The sequence below is a fragment of the Amycolatopsis sp. NPDC098790 genome (assembly GCF_044759945.1).
GTDB lineage: Bacteria > Actinomycetota > Actinomycetes > Mycobacteriales > Pseudonocardiaceae > Amycolatopsis.
In genome coordinates, this window is record NZ_JBIWAI010000002.1 from 2,203,238 (window position 1) to 2,219,494 (window position 16,257).

Consider the following 16,257-nt stretch of genomic DNA (forward strand, 5'->3'; position numbering starts at 1 on the left):
ACGGAACGGCTCAGTGCGAGCCGGTGTAGTACCGGCACGCCTTGCACGCGTACCGCATCTTCGCGACCCGCCAGTGTTTCCGGTACAGATCGAGGTCGGCCGACCGGCGGACGCCGAGGCGCTGGTAGCGCCCGGGACGGCGGCGGCCGGTTTCGTACTGCTCGGTCGCGCGGCCGAGGTGGGCGCGCCGCAGCACGCACCCCCGCGTCCCGCACCGGCCGAGCGCGCCGCGGCAGAAGCGGTGCAGCAGCACCAGCTCCGCCCCGACTTCTTCGACGACGCCGTAACCCGGGTGCGCACCCGGGCCGGTGAGCCGCACCGGCAGCCCGCAGTACCCGCACTTGAGGGTGCAGGACAGGCAGCCGGCGATGTGCCTGAGCCGCAGTTCGCGCCGGTCTTCGGAGCCGGGTCCTCGGACGCGCGACGCCATAGAGCCTCCCGGAACGACTGTGATCGGCACCACTGTCTGCTACTGGAGGGTAATGAGGAGGTCACTTCACGCGACAGGACCGTACGGCCTAGTTGCCTTGCGCCGTTCGGCTCAAAAACCGAGGCAAGGCAGACCTTACTGTCCGTATACCGGACGTCCGGTGTACGCGGATCGTACGTTCGGCGTCTGGGGCCCGGCCGTGTTCCCCGCCACAATCCGACCATGACCTTCCACCCGGTGCCGTACCGCCCCGCCCGGCTGCCCGACGACGAAGCCCTCTCCCAAGTCGCCGCCCTGCGGCAGCGGATGGAGGCGCGGCGGTCGGTCCGGATGTTCTCGTCCGACCCGGTCCCCGAACGCGCGGTGCTCGACGCGATCGCGGTGGCGTCGACGGCCCCCAGCGGCGCGCACCAGCAGCCGTGGACGTTCGTCCTCGTCACCGACCCCGACGTCCGCCGGCGCCTGCGCGAGGCCGCCGAAGCGGAGGAACGGATCTCCTACGACGGCCGGCTCGGCGAGGCGTGGCTCGACGCGCTGCGGCCGTTGGGAACCGATGCGGTCAAACCGCACCTGACGGACGCGCCGTACCTGATCGTCGTGTTCCAGCAACGGTTCGCCTTCGACCGCGACGGCGGCGTCCGCAAGCACTACTACGTCGACGAGTCGGTCGGCATCGCGGTCGGCATGCTGCTGACGGCGTTGCAGGTGGCCGGCCTGGCGGCGTTGACGCACACGCCGTCACCGATGCGGTTCCTCGGCGACCTGCTCGGCAGGCCCCGCAACGAAAAAGCGTTCGCGGTCATCCCCGTCGGCTACCCGGCCGACGACTGCGTCGTCCCCGACCTGCACCGCAAATCCCTCGACGAGGTGCTGGTCCGGATCTGAGTCAGGACGGCAGCCCGTCCGGCAGATCGGCGAACAAGGGCCCGGACAGCCGGTCCGCACCGCGGTCACGCCACCACTCGGCCTGGTCCTCGGTCGCGATCCCGGTCACGGCGACTTCGGCACCGGCCAGGTGGGCTGCCTCGATCAACGCCGTCAGCGCGTGCTCCACCAGCGGGTGCTCGCGCCGCTCCACGACGTGCGCCGCCACGCGGACCGCCCGGGCCGGGAACTCCGTCAGGCACGTCACGTCGCCGAACTCGTGGATTTCCGCGCCCACGCCGATTTCGGCCAGCACCTTGAGGTTGTCGGCCGCGTCGCCGGTGGCCGCCGACAGGGACGTCATCGGGAAGCCGGGCCGCAGGCGGTCGGGTTCGAGGCCGGTGGACTCGAGCACTCCGCGGATCTCGCCGACCAGCTCGGGATCGGCCGCCTGGTGCGCGGCCAGTCCGACGGTGAGCGGCACGGTGACGCCGGCCGCGACGACGCGCTCGGCCGCCGCGCGCAGGAGCCACGTGCTCAGCGGCAACGCCAGTCCCGTCTCCGCCGCGAGCCGCACGCACGTCTCGTGCGACAGGACGCCTTCGGCCGGGTGGTTCCAGCGCAGGCGCGCCTCGACACCACGGACTTCGCCGTCGCGCGCGTCCACCAGCGGGCGGTAGGCGACCTCGATCTCACCGTTCTCCCACGCGCCCGCCATCGCCGCGGCGAGGCCGAAGTCGTGGCGGTCGCGGCGGTCCAGCTCGCGGTCGAACAGGCCCCACTGGTTGCCGGTCCGCTGGACCCGGCGCAGCGTCAGGTCCGACGCGCGCAGCAGCTCGGCCGGCGTGACGTCGCGCGGCGGCCGGTGGACGACGCCGATGCTGGCCGACACCGCGACCCCGCGGTGCCCGTCCACGTACTCCGGCTCCGCGAGCTCGTGGGTGATCTTCCGGACGAGCGTGACCACGCCGGGCGTCTCGGCCGCGTTCTGCACCAGCACGGCGAACTCGTCGCCGCCGAGGCGCGCCACGAGCGCCTTTTCGCCGTCGAACACCGCCTTGAGCTTCGCCGCGACGCCGCGCAGCACCCGGTCGCCGAGGTCCTGGCCGAGCCCGCCGGTGATCTGCGAGAAGCCGTCGAGGTCGAGGTGGAACAGCGTGACCCCGCGGGACGCGTCGGCGTCGCGCAGCAGGGTTTCCAGGCGGGTGCTGAAGAACTGGCGGTTCGGCAGCCCGGTCAGCACGTCGTGCAGGGCCTGGTGGGACAGCCGCCGCTGCAGCAGCGACACCTCGGTGTCGTCGTCGACGATCGTGATCAGCTGCCGGGGCGCGCCGACCGCGTCGCGGACGACCGACGCGGCGAAGGTCGCCCACATCGGCTCGCCGTCCTTGCCGACGAGCCGGCGTCCGACGCGCAGCCGGTGCAGCCGGCCGGCCACCAGCTCGCCGTAGGACTCCCGCAGCTGCTCGACCTCGTCCGGGTGCACGAGGTCGAACAGCGTCATCGACGCGATCTCGGCCGGGGTGCGGTTGAGCGTCCTGGCGAGCGCCGCGTTGGCCCGCAGCACCCGGCCGTCCAGCTCGGTCAGCGCGACGCCGCTGGCGGAGCCGGCGAACACCTCCTCGAACTGCGCCCGCGTGATGACCTGCTTCTGCCGCGTCTCCTGCTCGACCTTCAGCAGCGCCCGGCTCAGGCCTTCCTGGCGCTTCTGGATGTCCTCGCGCAGCATCTCGCCGTAGCCCGAGCTGAGCGCGCCGAGCACCAGCACCACCCGCTCGGCCAGCCCGTCGACGTGGCGCAGCTCCGGCTCGCGCAGCAGCGCCTTGCCGAGCACCTCGAGGGTGCGGCGCAGGCTGTCCGCGCCCACGCAGCGCAGTTCGACGAGCCGCGCGCCCGCGGCGGCGGCTTCGCCGAGGTCCGGCGGCTCGCTCGCGACCGCTTCGAACAGCCTGCCGACCAGTACCGCGAGATCGCGCTCGATCTCCTCGGGGGTGTGCGGCAGGTACGCGGTGGTGCTGATCAAGTAGCCCCACTTGCGCGCGAGCGTGCCGAGCCGTCTCGCCGCGCGTTCGGCGGACGGCTTCTTCCGCGGGGTGTCACCGCGGGGATGAGGAGCAGTCACCTCAGCCTGTCCTGGGGTTCAGTGAAACTCCGGTTCGGGTAGCCGATATATCTTGGCGCGAAATGGTGTCCGACGCACGAAACAGCATTCATCCAATCGAGTGATAACCCTGCGGAGCGATCGCGAGGCGGTCCCTCAGCCACGACCGGGTGGCGTCGCGGTAGTCCGCCGCGTTTTCGTGCAACGCAACGGAATGACCGGCACCCGGGAGGACGAACGTCGACAGTTTCGACGGATCGGCGTAATACGGCGCCTCCTGCGCGCGCAGCACGCCGGCGTTCGAACAGTCACGCAGGGCGAGCAGGCCGCAGAAAAGGACGTCCTTTTCTCCCACCACCTGGAAAACCGGTGCGGTAATTCCCTTCGTCGCCGGGAGGACGATCCCGAACAGCGCGACCGTGCCCATCCCGGGCACCGAGACCTGGTCCTTGGTCGCCTCGTCGGCGGCGATCACGGCCGGGTCGGCGTCGCCCGCCGCGTAGAACAACCCGGCCCGCGCGCCCGGCCTCGTCGTGAAGTACAGCGGGTCGCTGCCCAGCCGGCCGAGCTGACCGTCGAGCAGCGCCGGCTGCAGGCCGAGGGCCGCGCCGAGCGCCAGCACCGGCAGCGCGGGCAGGTGCGTGATGCCGGTGAGGACGACGCCGTCGACGTCGTGGTAGGTCGACGCCTCGACCGCGACCACCCCGGACCCGACCGAGTGCCCGACGATGACGACCTTCGCGAACGGCACCCCGCCGACGCGCCCGGCACGCAGGTGGCCGACGACTTCGTGCATCGACTCGGCCGCCGCCCAGACCGACAGCGGCAGGCTGAGCGGGTGGCTGCTGCCGCCGGCGCCGAGCTGGTCGGCGGCGAAGGTCGCGTAGCCGTGCGTGGCCATGTCGCGCTGGTAGGAGTACCGCGCGGGCTCGTACGGCAGGTCCCAGTACGCGCTGTTGTACGTCCCGCCGTGCACGAGCAGCTGGACGGCGTCCGGGGCGTCGCCCGCCGGCAGGCACAGCCGGCCGTGCACGGTCGCCGGCGCACCCGGCACCAGCGGGGGCAGGCCGGGGCCGGTGACCGGCAGATCCGTGTCGGTGCAGGAGATCGCGGCGGCTTCGGCCGGCATCGCGGCGGTCAGCGAGGCGAGCAGGACACCACAAGCGAACAAGGCCGACGTCACTTTGACGGGCAGCTTCACGCTGTTCTCCCTCTCGGACAGGTGAAGGAACTCGAGAACACTACACCCGGTAGCCGAACGCGTACCGTCAGGTCCCGCGCGGCACCACGGTCATCGGCAGCCGGTTCGGCTGCATGGTCGCCTTGAGCTGGGCGCGGACCTTCTTGCCCGGCACCGGGACCAGCCGCCAGCGCGCCCCGATCGTGGCGGCGACGATGCCGATCTCCGTCGGCGCGAACACGTGGCCCGGGCACAGCCGTGCGCCCGCGCCGAACGGGATGTACGCGCCTTTCGGCAGTTCCGCGGTCTCTCCGGGGGCCCAGCGGTCCGGGTCGAACCGGTCCGGGTCCGGGAACCAGCGCGGGTCCCGGTGCAGCGTGTGCTGGCTGACGGCGACCTCACTGCCGGCGCGGATGGTGACACCGCCCAGCTCGACGTCCTCGCGGGCACGGCGCATCAGGATCAGCGGCGGTGTGCGGCGGACGATCTCGTTGACGATCTGGTGCGTGTACACCAGATCCGGGAGGTCCTCGAACCGTGCGGGCCGCCCGCCGAGGACGTCGTCGACCTCGGCGTGGAAGCGCCGTTCGACGTCCGGGTGCTGCCCCAGTTCGTGGAAGAACCAGGCCAGCGCGACGGCGGTGGTCTCGGCGCCGGTGGTGAGGATGGTGATGACTTCGTCGTGGACCTGCCGGTCGGACATGCCTTCGCCGGTGTCCTCGTCGCGGGCCAGCAGCAGCATCGAGAGCAGGTCGCCGTGGTTGGCGCCGTCTTCCCGGGCGGTGATCACGGTTTCGCCGATCACCTCGCGCAGGCGCGCGGCCGCCGCGTCGAACTGCCGATTCGCGGGGATCGGCAGCTTTTCCACGAATTTCGGAGAAAACGCGCGGATCAGCACGTATTTCAGCATGATCGGGATCGATCGCTGAATTTCCGCCAGAGCTTCTTCGCCGAGCGCGGTCGAGAAGAGCGTCTGGCCGGCGATGGTGAGCACGAGGTCCTGCATCCGCTTGTCGAACTGGACGACTTCGCCGGGCTGCCAGGAGTTCGTCAGCTCGTCCGCCAGTTTCGTGATCGTGTTCTCGGCGTAGCCGGCGATGCGCGTCCGGCCGAACGCGGGCATCACCAGGCGGCGCTGACGGCGGTTGAGCTCGCCGTTCGAGGTGGCCAGCCCGTCGCCGAAGAGCGGGCGCATCTTGTCGAAGACCAGGCCCTTGTCGAACTTGTCGGCGTCGGTGGCCAGCACCCGCCAGGCCAGCTCGGGGGTCGTGACCACGTGCACCGGCAGCGGACCGAGGCGGAGTTCGACGACATCTCCGTGCGCCGGAAGGGAAGTGAAGAGCTTCAGCGGGTCACGCAGGAGGGACACCGTGTGCCCGAGCACGGGCAGGCGGCCGGGCACGGGACGCGCGTCGGTCATGTCGCGTCACCCTAACGGGGTGGTGTGCGCGCCGTGCGCGAGTCCACACGAACGGGGGATGGCGCTACACTCCGGCACTCCAAGGGAGCGCGAGGGTGGGAGGTCCCGTGACCGGGGAACCGAGCTGGGTACCGCCGGAGATCGACACCACGGTGCCGAACCCGGCGCGGGTGTACGACTTCTGGCTCGACGGCGACCACAACTTCGCCGCCGACCGCGCGCTCGGGGAGCAGATCCTCAAGATCATGCCGGGCGTGCGCGACGCGGCCCGCCTCAACCGCGCGTTCCTTCGCCGCGCGGCGAAGTTCATGGTCGACAACGGTGTCCGCCAGTTCCTCGACATCGGCTCCGGCATCCCGACCGCGGGCAACCTGCACGAGATCGTCCAGCAGGCCGACCCGGCGTGCCGGGTGGTGTACGTCGACCGCGAGTCGGTGGCCGTCGCGCACAGCAGGCTGCTGCTGCAGGACAACGACCGCTGCACGGTGCTGCAGGCCGACCTGCGCGACGCCAACGACGTCTTCGAGGGCGCGGCCGAGCTGCTCGACCTCGACCAGCCGGTCGGCGTGTTCATGTTGCTGCTGCTGCACTTCGTCCCGGACTCGTGGGACCCGGTGGGCATCGTGGCCCGCTACCGCGACCGCCTGGCGCCGGGCAGCTTCCTGGCGGTCACGCACGTCGCGGCGGACTCGGAGTCGAAGCGGCTCGACGAAGCCGTCGAGGTCTACAAGAACAACCAGGACCAGCAGAACCAGCCGGTCCCCCGCACGCACGACGAGGTGCTGGCCTTCTTCGACGGCTTCGAGGTGGTCGACCCCGGCGTGGTCGGCTGCGCGATGTGGAAGCCCGAGGGCGCCGGCGACATGTCCGACGACCCCGCCATCAACTCCCTGCCGTACGCCGGGGTCGGCCGGAAACCCTAGTCACCGCAGCGAGAACGTCGCCAGGTTCACCGGTCCGTCGAACGTGAGGTAGACGTCGTGGCGGCCGGTCGCCTTCGCCAGCGCGGCCGTCACCGTCGTGTACGCGTACCGGTCCCCGGTGGACGGCACCGCCGCCGTACCCAGGACGCGGCCGGTCGGCGAGTCCGACCGCACCGTCACCCGGGACGACTCCACTGTGGACACCGACGCCGTGAACCGCGCGGGGCCGTTCAACGCGACGTCGCGGTACACCAGCCAGCTGCCGGACGACGCCGCCACCGAAGTGCCGGACGTCTTCGACGTGTCCGTCAACGTCGTCCCGGAGTAGTCGTCGAAGTTCTGCGCCTGCGTCGGCCGGCGCAGGTCGCGGGGCTCGGCCCGCTCCCCCGGCACGAAGACCGGCTGTGCCGCCGACACCTCCGATGCGTTGCGGCCCACGGAGAACTCGTAGACCCCCTGCGCCACCACCGATCGGTCACGCGCGACGTCCCAGGCAGCCAGGTCGGACACCGGCACGTCGAACCGGACCGTCCGGGTCTCGTGCGGCGACAGCGTCACGCGGGAGAAGTCGCGCAACCGCTGCACCCCGGACGCCTTCGAGTACAGCTGGACGACGTCGGTCCCGGCGCGGCTGCCGGTGTTCGTCACGTCGACGCTGACCCGCACGGACGAACCGGACCGCGCCGCGTGCACCGAGCCGTACCGGAAGCTCGTGTAGCTGAGCCCGTACCCGAAGGGGTACAACGGCTTGCCCCGGTAGTACTGGTACGTCATCCCGGTCTTCGCGATGTCGTAGTCGAGGATGCTCGGCAGCCCCGCGTCGGAGGCGTACCAGGTCTGGGTCAGCCGTCCGCTCGGGTTCACGTCGCCGAACAGCACGTCCGCGACCGCGTGGCCGGTCTCCTGGCCCGCGTGGCTCGTCCAGACGATCCCCGGCACGGACAGCGTGTCCCAGCCGGTCGTCGGGTAGCTGTTCTCCACCACGACCACCGTGTGCGGGTTCGCCTTCTGCACGGCCTCGATCAACGCGCGTTGCGCCGGCGCCAACGCGGTGCTCGTCCGGTCGTTCGCTTCGCGGCCGTTGATGAACGGCATGCTGCCGACCACGACGACCGCCGTGTCGGCACCCTGAGCGGCCGCGACCGCCGATGCGACGCCGCTGGTGAGCACCTCGCGGCCGAACTTCGTCGCGTGCGCCGCGTCCGGCGACGAGATCGTCAGGACCCCGTCGGCGCCGACGACGGCGAAGCGGTTCGGGCCGAACCACGGCTCGGTGACCTCGTTGCCCGCGTACTCGAGCACGTAGCTGCCGTCGGGCTGCGCGTCCAGCTTGAGCTGCTGCTGCACGAACCAGCCGGCCGGCTGGTCGACGTCGTTCACAAAAGCGCCGCCGGAGTAGCTGAGGAACTTGCCGTTCGCGGCCGCGCGCAACGTGTTCTTGCCCGCGCCCCAGTCGAAGACGTCGAAGGACTCCGCCGTCCCCGCGCTGGTCCCGCTCGCGGTGACCTTGCCCGGTGTCGCCGGCGCCGTCAGGTAACGACCGGTGGCGAGGTCCTTCAACGCGATCCGGTCGACGCCTTCGGACGAGGCAACCGGGGCGCCGAGCCGTTCCGCGATGCCCTGCTTCGGCGTGACGCGGTACTGCATCGCGCCGCTGTACCAGTCTTCGTACAGCGTGTCGGACAACGGACCGACGACGGCGACCTTCTTCTTCGCCGCGTCGAGGGGAAGCGCGTTCGCGTTGTTGCGCAGCAGCACGACCTGCTCGTCCGCCGTCTTGCGGGCGAGTGCCTGGTGCTCGGGCGAATTGATGACCGCGGGCGTGATCTTCGCGTACGGGTTGCGCCCCGGCGGGTCGAACTCGCCGAGCCGGAACCGCAGCGACAGCAGGTGCCGGTCGGCCTTCTCGACGTCGGCCATGGTCAGCAACCCGCGGGACAGCGCTTCCTTGACCGCCTCGACGGTGATCGAGCCGTTGGTGTCGTTGTCGGTGAAGCTGTCGAGCCCGGCCTTGATCGCCGCCGCGTCGGCTTCCGCCTTGGTGGCGTAGTACTTCTCGGAGTTGACCAGGTTGGACGGCGCGCCGGCGTCACTGACGACGGCGATGTCCTGCGGCGCCCACTTCCGCAGCAGGCCGCCGAGGTCGGGGCTCACGGTGTTGGGCCGCCCGTTGACCAGGTTGTACGACGGCATGACGGCGTTGGCCGCGCCGGCCCGCAGCGGGATCTTGAACGCCTGTTCGTCGTAGTCGTGCAGGATCTTCGGCGGTACCGAGGAGTTGCTGGTGTCGCGGCTGACTTCGTTGTTGTAGGCGAGGTAGTGCTTCAGCGTCGGGGCCGCCTGCAGGTAGCGCGGGTCGTCGCCCTGGATGCCGTGGCCGTAGGCGGTCGCGAGCTCACCGGTGAGGTAAGGGTCCTCGGAGTAGCCCTCCTCGTTGCGGCCCCACCGCGGGTCTCGCAGCAGGTTGACCACCGGCGCCCACAGGTTGAGGCCCCACAGCGTCGGGTTGCGCGCGTTGAAGCCGCGCGCTTCCTGCCCGACGGCCGCGCCGACCTGTTTCACCAGCGCGGGATCCCACGTCGAGGCCAGCCCGATGGCCTGGGGGAACACGGTGCCGTCGGCTTTGACGACCGCACCGTTGTCGTCGTAGTCGGTGGACCAGGCAACGCCGTGCAGGGCTTCGGTGCCGGTCTTGAACACCCCGATGCCCAGCCGCGGGATGGCCGGCTCGTACTGGTGCAGCAGCGAGATCTTCTCGTCCGCGGTCAGCCGGGACAGCAGGTCGTCGATCCGCGTCGCGAGGGGCAGCGCGGGGTCGCGGAACGGCGGTGGCGGTGCCGCGAGCGCCGGCGCGGGGGCCAGCAGCAGGATGGCGGCCACCACGGGGACGAGGACGCGGCGGAGCGGGGACTGGCGCACGGACGGGCCTCCCGAATCGTCGAATCGTTTCGACAGTGCGGCGCGGAACATTCGCGCCGAAGGTGAGGATGGGGACGACTATTGCAGTCGTGTGAGCACGGGGTCAAGACTTTCTGGGTACGCTCCCAGGAAGCCGGGCCGGTGGTCGAAACCGGCCTTCGAGCTGCGAGAAAATCCGCCATCAGGGGCGTTCGACGAATTCGACGGACGCTGTGACCGTCGAATGCGAATCGAATATCGGCGGACGGCAAATGCTCCTTGTGTTTCGGACCGGCTTCTTCTACCTTCGTGCCATCGTCGATGCGCTTCGACGCTCCCCCGCCCCGCCCGTCCCCAGGAGGCCGCCCGTGGTCACGATCAACGACGTCGCCACGGCGGCGGGCGTGGCACCCAGCACGGTGTCGTACGTGATCAGCGGCAAGCGGTCGATCTCGCCGAAGACCCGGCGTCTGGTCGAGGAGAGTATCCGCAAGCTCGGCTACCACCCGCACGCCGGGGCCCGCGCGCTCGCCAGCAGCAAGACGAACGTGCTCGCCCTGGTCGTCCCGCTGCGCACGGACCTCAACGTCGCCGTGGTGATGGAGTTCGTCGCCTCGGCGGTCACCGCGGCCCGCGCGCACGACCACGACCTGTTGCTGCTCACAAAAGACGAAGGTCCCGCGGCGCTGCAGCGGGTGGCGTCTTCGGCGATCGCCGACGCGCTGATGGTGATGGACGTCGAAGCCGCGGACCCGCGGGTGCCGATGCTCATCGCACTCGACCTGCCGGTGGTGCTCATCGGCGTGCCCGACCACCCGGCCGGGCTGAGCTGCGTGGACCTGGACTTCACCGCCGCCGGTTCGGCGTGCGTCGCGCACCTGGCCGACCTCGGCCACCGCTCGGTCGCGCTGATCGGCCCCTCCCCCGCCGTCTACCGGCGCGGCACGAGCTACGCGACGCGGTTCCTGCGCGGGTTCGACGACGCCGCGAAGAGCCGCGACGTGCGCGCGACGAACCGGCCGTGCGCCCACTCCTACGAAGCGGTGAGCGCCTGCCTCGACGAGCTGCTCGCCGCCGACCCGGACCTGACCGGCCTGGTCGTGCACAACGAGGCCGTGCTGCCGGGGCTGCTTTCGGACCTGCGCCACCGCGGGCTGCGGGTGCCCGAAGACATCTCCGTCGTCGCGGTCTGCCCGGACAGCATGGCCGAGCACCACGCGGTCGCGCTGACCACGGTCGCCATCCCGGCCGAGGAGGTCGGGGCCCAGGCCGTCGAGATGACCATGCGCCGGCTCGCCGGCCACACCACTCCCGAGGTCCGGCTGCTCGGGCCCCGGCTCACCCGGCGCGACAGCACCGCCGCGCCCCGCGCCTAGCAAGATTCTGCTCCAGCGTCGTAGGAGGATCACCATGTCCCTACCCCGTCGCGCCCTCGTCCTGGCCGCGAGCGCCGCTTTGCTGGCCGCCTGCAGCCCCAGCCCCACTCCCCCGGCCTCGAGCGACGCGAACGCCCCGGCCGCCACCTCCATCACCGAGCTCGACTACTACGCCGACGAGCAGGGTTCCGCGGCGTGGCAGAAGATCCTCGACGCCTGCGCGACGCAGACCGGGATCAAGATCGAGCGGCAGAAGGTGCCGACCGACCAGATGCTGCCGAAGGTGCTGCAGGGCGCGAGCTCGAAGACGCTGCCGAACCTGCTCTTCACCGACAACCCGACGCTGCAGCAGGTCGCCGCGACCGGCGCGTTGACGCCGCTGGACGGCTACGGCATCACGACCGACGGCTACTACGACAGCATCATCAAGGCCGGGACGTACCAGGGCAAGGTCTACGGCGTCGCCCCCGGCGTCAACGGCCTCGCGCTGATCTACAACAAGGACCTCCTCACCGCGGCCGGCGTCGAACCGCCGAAGACCTGGGACGAGCTGAAGGCCGCCGCGGCCAAGCTCACCAAGGACGGCAAGTACGGCCTCGCCTTCTCCGCGATCCCGTCCGAAGAAGGCACCTGGCAGTTCCTCCCGTTCTTCTGGAGCAACGGGGCGGAACTGTCCCAATTGGACTCGCCGCAGTCGGTCAAGGCGCTTCAGTTCGTGACGGACCTTGTGACCTCCGGCTCGGCGTCGAAGTCCGTGGTGACGTGGAACCAGAACGACGTCGCCGACCAGTTCGTCGCGGGCAACGCGGCGATGATGGTCAACGGGTCGTGGAACCTGGCCCGGCTCGACGAGGAGAAGTCGCTGCACTACGGCGTCGTGCCGATCCCGGTGCCGCAGGCGGGCGCGAAGCCCGTCGTCGCGCTCGGCGGCGAGGTCGGCACCGTGCCGGTCACCAGCGGGCCGGCCCAGCAGGCCGCGGGCAAGGTCCTGTCCTGCATCCTCGCCGAGCCCACCATGCTCGAGTGGAGCAAGGCCCACGCCTACATCCCGTCGAAGACGGCCACCGCCGCGAAGTTCGGCGCGGACCAGCCGGCGATGCAGGCGTTCGTCGACGAGGTCGGCACCGCGCGCTCCCGCACCGCCGAACTCGGCGAGAAGTACCCGAAGGTCTCGCAGGCGCTCGCCGACGCGATCCAGGCGGCGCTCACCGGCAAACAGCCCGCCGACCAGGCCCTGAAGGCCGCCCAGCAGGCGAGCGGTTCGTGACGCTGGTCGCCCCGGCCGTCGCGGCCGGAAACCCCGGCACCGACCGGAAACCCCGGCGCGCTAACCGGTTCGCCGCGTGGGCGTTCCTGCTGCCCGCGCTGGCCTACATCGTGGTGTTCTTCGGCTACCCCCTGGCCGCGAACGTCGTGATGAGCACGCAGAACTACACGGTGAAGTCCTTCTACACCGGCGAAGCACCGTTCGTCGGCTTCGGCAACTACGCGGCCGTGTTCGACAACCCGCTGTTCGGCACGGCGGCGCTCAACACGGTCCTGTTCACCGCCGGCTCGCTCGTCTTCCAGTTCGGGATCGGCCTCGCGCTCGCGGTGTTCTTCACCGGCCGCTTCCTCGGCAGCGCGCTGCTGCGGTCGCTGCTCCTGCTGCCGTGGCTGCTGCCGCTGGTCGTCAGCGGCGCGGTCTGGCGGTGGATGTTCGACCAGGACCACGGCGTGCTCAACGCCGCACTGCGGTTCGTGGGCCTCGACTCCGTGCCGTGGCTGAGCAGCACGGGCTGGGCGCTGCCGGCGGTCATCCTGACCAACATCTGGATCGGCATCCCGTTCAACCTGGTGATCCTGCACGGCGGCCTGCGCGCGATCCCGGCGTCGCTCTACGAAGCCGCCGCGCTGGACGGCGCCGGTGCGTGGCAGCGCTTCCGGCACGTCACCTGGCCGCTGCTGCGGCCGGTCACCGGGATCGTGCTCATGCTCGGGCTGGTCTACACGATCAAGGTGTTCGACGTGATCATGGTCGTCACCGGCGGCGGCCCGGCCAACGCGACCCAGACGCTCACGACGTGGTCCTACCGGCTGTCGTTCCAGGACTTCGCGTTCGGGCAGGGCGCCGCGGTCGGCAACGTCCTCATTCTGGTGGCGACGGTGTTCGGGCTGCTGTACCTGCGCTCGGCGAAGGCGACCCTGGCCGAGGCGGCGGCATGAAGACCTCGTCGTGGCCGCGCACGGTGTTCGGCGTCCTGGTCGTCGCGGTACTGCTGTTCCCGCTGTACTGGATGGTCAACGCCTCCTTCCAGCCCAGCGGCGCGCTGCTGCGCCCGGACCCCGCGTTCTTCCCGGTCGGCGGCACCTTGGACGGGTATCGCAAGGCGTTGTCCTCCCAGGGACCGCACCTGCTCTCCAGCGTCGTCGTCGCGCTCGGCACGGTGCTCGTCTCGCTCGCGATCGCCGCGCCCGCGTCGTACGCGCTCGCGCAGCTCAAGGTCCGCGGCGGGCCGGTGCTGGTGTTCGTGCTGCTCATCGTGCAGATGATCCCCGGCATCGTGATGGCGAACGCGCTGTACACCGTGTTCAGCAACCTCGGGCTGATCGACGACTACCTCGGGCTGGTGCTCGCGGACTCGACCGCGACCATCCCGTTCGCCGTGCTCCTGTTGCGGGCGTTCATGATCTCCGTGCCGAGGGAGCTCACCGAAGCGTCCCGAGTGGACGGTGCGGGGTACTGGCGGACGTTCGTCTCGATCATCCTGCCGGTCAGCCGCAACGCGCTGGTCACCGCCGGGTTGTTCTCGTTTCTGTTCGCGTGGGCGGACTTCCTCTTCGCCGTCACGCTCACCACCGGCCAGTCGTTCGAGCCGATCACCGTGGGCATCTACCGGTTCGTCGGCAACCAGTCCGCCGACTGGAACGGGATCATGGCCACCGCCGTCCTCGCCGCGGTCCCCGCGGCCGTCCTGCTCGTCGTCGCCCAGCGGTACGTCGTCGCCGGGCTGACCAGCGGCGCCGTCAAAGACTAAGGAGACCGCGTGATCACGTCCGAAGACGGCCGCTCGCTCGAAGTCACCGTGCGGCACGAGGTCCTGCGGATCGAACCGTGGGGCGACGGCAGCCTGCGCGTGCGCGCCGGGCGGCACCGCATCGTCGACGACGTCCCGGGCGCGCTGCTGCCCGCGAAGCCGTCCGCCGCGACCGCGACGGCGGAGGAGCGCTGCGGCCGGGTCGTCAACGGCGGGCTCACCGCGATCGTCGAGATCGCCGACACCGACACCGGGATCGACGCGCAGCTGAAGTTCGTCCGCACCGACACCGGCGAGGAGCTGCTGGCCGAGCAGCGCGCGCACTTCTGGTGGCCCGGCGCGCGGCTGTTCATGCCGTCGCGCAACGGGTACGGCCGTCTCGAGCAGCGCTTCACCGCTTACGACGACGAGCGGCTCTACGGCCTCGGCCAGCACACGCACGGCCGGCTCGACCAGAAGGGCCTGGTCCTCGACCTGGTGCAGCGCAACGCCGAGGTGTCGGTGCCGTTCCTGCTCTCCAGCCGCGGCTACGGGTTCCTGTGGAACAACCCGGCGGTCGGGCGGGTCGAGCTGGCCGCCAACGGCACCCGCTGGGTCGCCGACGACGCCCGCCAGCTCGACTACTGGGTCACGACCGGCGACGGCCCGCGCGAGATCCTCGGCCACTACGCCGACGCGACCGGGTACGCGCCGATGCTGCCCGAGTGGGCGGCCGGGTTCTGGCAGTCGAAACTGCGCTACCGCACGCAGGAGGAACTGCTTTCGGTCGCCCGCGAGTACCACGCGCGCGGGCTGCCGCTGTCGGTGATCGTCGCGGACTTCTTCCACTGGACGCACCTCGGCGACTGGCGGTTCGACCCGGCCGAGTGGCCGGACCCGGCCGGGATGGTGCGGGAGCTGTCCTCCTTCGGCACCAAGCTGATGGTGTCGGTCTGGCCGTCGGTGAGCCCCTTGTCTTCGAACTACCGCGCCCTGCACGAACAGGGTCTCCTGGTCGCCGCCGAGAACGGCGTCCCGGCGCACGCGCCGTGGAAGGACAAGGGGTTCGACGTCGAGATGCCGGTGGCGTTCTACGACGCGACCAACCCGGCGGCCCGGCAGTTCGTCTGGACCAAGGTCAAGGAGAACTACTATGACCTGGGCGTGCGCGCGTGGTGGCTGGACGGCGACGAGCCCGAGATCCAGCCCGGCCACCCGCACAACCTCGGCTTCCACGCCGGCCCCGGGTCGGAGGTGTTCAACCTCTACCCGCAGGCGAACGCGCAGGCGTTCCACGACGGCATCCGCGCCGAGGGCGACGACGAGGTCGTGCTGCTGTCCCGGTCGGCGTGGGCGGGCAGCCAGCGGTTCGGGGCGGCGCTGTGGTCGGGCGACGTCGGGGCGACGTGGGAGTCGCTGCGGGCGCAGGTGCGCGCGGGGCTGAACGTGGCTCTGGCCGGGATCCCCTGGTGGACCACGGACATCGGCGGCTTCCACGGCGGCGACCCGGCGTCGGAGTCCTATCGGGAGCTGCTGGTCCGGTGGTTCCAGTACGGCGTGTTCTGCCCGCTGTTCCGCCTGCACGGCTTCCGCGACCCGCGGCCGCCGTTCGGGCCGGCGATGACCGGCGGCCCCAACGAGGTGTGGTCCTACGGCGACTCGGCCTACTCGTCGATCGTGACGTCGCTGCGGCTGCGGGAGCGGCTGCGGCCGTACCTGATGGAGCAGATGCGGGTGGCGCACGAGCAGGGCATCCCCCCGATGCGGCCGCTGTTCGTCGACTTCCCGGCGGACCCGGCCGCGTGGGACGTTTCCGACGAGTTCCTGTTCGGACCGGACGTGCTGGTGGCGCCGGTCCTCGGGCCGGGAGTCACGTCCCGCCGGGTGTACCTGCCCGCCGGAGCGTCGTGGACGGACGCGGTCACCGGCTCCCGCCACGACGGCGGCGGCTGGGTCGAGGCGGCGGCACCGGCGGACCGCATCCCGGTGTTCCTGCGCGACGGCGCGGACGTGCCGGTCCGTGAAACGACGTGAATGACTCATTACTGTCGTCAGGCGACAGGAATGAG

At 70.8% G+C, this 16,257-nt stretch carries 12 protein-coding genes; 7 read left to right on the forward strand and 5 right to left on the reverse strand.

Annotated elements, in window-relative coordinates; all coding sequences use genetic code 11:
* Nucleotides 1-10: 10 nt before the first annotated feature.
* Complete coding sequence (locus ACIQWX_RS23850) at nt 11-430, reverse strand: hypothetical protein (protein ID WP_400874874.1); 420 nt, start codon at nt 428-430, stop codon at nt 11-13.
* Between the two features lie 222 nt (nt 431-652).
* Here ACIQWX_RS23850 and ACIQWX_RS23855 point away from each other — a divergent pair, with 222 nt between their 5' ends.
* Entirely contained in the window at nt 653-1,315 is a 663-nt protein-coding gene (locus ACIQWX_RS23855; RefSeq protein WP_400874877.1) for a nitroreductase family protein, read from the forward strand.
* Between the two features lies 1 nt (nt 1,316).
* On the opposite strand, the gene ACIQWX_RS23860 is transcribed toward ACIQWX_RS23855, so the two are convergent.
* The 3 genes from ACIQWX_RS23860 to ACIQWX_RS23870 all read right to left on the reverse strand — a co-directional run bounded on the left by ACIQWX_RS23860 (nt 1,317) and on the right by ACIQWX_RS23870 (nt 5,995).
* Complete coding sequence (locus ACIQWX_RS23860; RefSeq protein WP_400874879.1) at nt 1,317-3,416, reverse strand: putative bifunctional diguanylate cyclase/phosphodiesterase; 2,100 nt, start codon at nt 3,414-3,416, stop codon at nt 1,317-1,319.
* 88 nt (nt 3,417-3,504) lie between these two features.
* Nucleotides 3,505-4,596, reverse strand: a complete 1,092-nt coding sequence (locus tag ACIQWX_RS23865; RefSeq protein ID WP_400874882.1) for an alpha/beta hydrolase — start codon at nt 4,594-4,596, stop codon at nt 3,505-3,507.
* A gap of 67 nt (nt 4,597-4,663) precedes the next feature.
* A complete protein-coding gene (locus ACIQWX_RS23870) occupies nt 4,664-5,995 on the reverse strand; it encodes a cytochrome P450 (RefSeq protein ID WP_400874885.1) in 1,332 nt (443 codons plus the stop codon).
* Between the two features lie 107 nt (nt 5,996-6,102).
* Between ACIQWX_RS23870 and ACIQWX_RS23875 the strand changes: the two genes are divergently transcribed.
* Nucleotides 6,103-6,918 carry an SAM-dependent methyltransferase gene (locus ACIQWX_RS23875; protein ID WP_400874888.1) on the forward strand — a complete coding sequence of 272 codons (816 nt, stop codon included), beginning with the start codon at nt 6,103-6,105 and terminating at the stop codon, nt 6,916-6,918.
* Here the strand turns inward: ACIQWX_RS23875 and ACIQWX_RS23880 are convergent, their stop codons facing one another.
* A complete protein-coding gene (locus ACIQWX_RS23880; protein WP_400874891.1) occupies nt 6,919-9,837 on the reverse strand; it encodes a glycoside hydrolase family 3 C-terminal domain-containing protein in 2,919 nt (972 codons plus the stop codon). It lies immediately after the preceding gene.
* A gap of 347 nt (nt 9,838-10,184) precedes the next feature.
* On the opposite strand from ACIQWX_RS23880, the gene ACIQWX_RS23885 reads away from it, so the two are divergent.
* Genes ACIQWX_RS23885 through ACIQWX_RS23905 form a run of 5 tightly spaced genes read left to right on the forward strand, consistent with a single transcriptional unit; the run spans nt 10,185 to nt 16,222 of the window.
* Complete coding sequence (locus ACIQWX_RS23885; protein WP_400874894.1) at nt 10,185-11,192, forward strand: LacI family DNA-binding transcriptional regulator; 1,008 nt, start codon at nt 10,185-10,187, stop codon at nt 11,190-11,192.
* 34 nt (nt 11,193-11,226) lie between these two features.
* On the forward strand, nt 11,227-12,459 hold the full coding sequence (locus tag ACIQWX_RS23890; protein WP_400874897.1) for an extracellular solute-binding protein: 1,233 nt from the start codon (nt 11,227-11,229) through the stop codon (nt 12,457-12,459).
* A 2-nt stretch (nt 12,460-12,461) separates the two neighbouring features.
* A complete protein-coding gene (locus ACIQWX_RS23895) occupies nt 12,462-13,397 on the forward strand; it encodes a carbohydrate ABC transporter permease (protein ID WP_400875883.1) in 936 nt (311 codons plus the stop codon).
* Nucleotides 13,394-14,209 carry a carbohydrate ABC transporter permease gene (locus ACIQWX_RS23900; protein ID WP_400874899.1) on the forward strand — a complete coding sequence of 272 codons (816 nt, stop codon included), beginning with the start codon at nt 13,394-13,396 and terminating at the stop codon, nt 14,207-14,209. The genes ACIQWX_RS23895 and ACIQWX_RS23900 overlap by 4 nt, the downstream gene beginning before the upstream one ends.
* Nucleotides 14,210-14,218: 9 nt before the next feature.
* Entirely contained in the window at nt 14,219-16,222 is a 2,004-nt protein-coding gene (locus ACIQWX_RS23905; RefSeq protein ID WP_400874902.1) for a TIM-barrel domain-containing protein, read from the forward strand.
* Nucleotides 16,223-16,257 lie beyond the last annotated feature (35 nt).